Below are 891 nucleotides of genomic sequence, written 5' to 3' on the forward strand. Positions count from 1 at the left end.
TTTGGCTCAGAAAGCATGGTAGACTCGACTGGTCGAAACCATTTCAGCATCCACTTATGCCAAGTTCAAAAGAAACACCAGCCGAAAAAATAAAACGCCTCGAGAGAGAATTAGCTGACGAAAAGCTCCGTAATAAAATCCTTAATGGAATGGTAGATATTATGGATAACGAGTATGGAGCGGGTCTCAGAAAAAAGTACTTATCCGGTACGTCTGGCAAGCCAAAAAAAGAAAAGAAATAAATTTGGCGGCAGCATGCCGGGTTGTGGGAATATCGAGACAGTCGGTTTACCAGGCTGTTTCTCGCATGGAATGTAGAAGAGCAGAGCTATCGATAATTAAAGATTGGGTACTTTATTGGCGCAAGTATATGCCGCAAATAGGGACGCGTAAGCTCTATAAACTTATAAAACCAAAGCTGGTTGAGCATGGGATTAAACTAGGTCGAGATGGCTTTTTTACTTACTTAAGGAGCGAGGGACTACTCGTTAAGCCAAAGAAAAGCTTTACCAAAACTACATTCAGTAAACATTGGATGAAAAAGCATCCAAATTTACTTAAGGAAGAAGGTCTGCATAATGCAGAGCATGTGCTTGTTAGCGATATCACCTATCTCGAATCCGACCAAGGTGTACACTATCTATCGTTAGTAACAGACTCTAGCTCGCGTAAAATAGTAGGGCACCACTTGAGCTTGGATATGAGGGCTGAAAATGTAGTCAAAGCACTGAAGATGGCCGTCAAAGATAAACGATATGCAGGTAACAGTGTTCACCACTCAGACAGAGGGCTACAATACTGTTCAGCTATCTACCAGAATGAGTTGAATGCGAATGGGATCCAGCCGTCAATGACAGATGGTTACGACTGTTATCAAAATGCATTAGCAGA

At 42.0% G+C, this 891-nt stretch carries 1 pseudogene; it reads left to right on the forward strand.

The annotated features are described in order from the left end of the window. Nucleotides 1–891: pseudogene (locus tag KUL49_RS20715) on the forward strand (IS3 family transposase); the annotation flags it as partial.

The organism is Alteromonas sp. KUL17, from assembly GCF_006538305.1.
Taxonomy (GTDB): Bacteria; Pseudomonadota; Gammaproteobacteria; order Enterobacterales; family Alteromonadaceae; genus Alteromonas; species Alteromonas macleodii.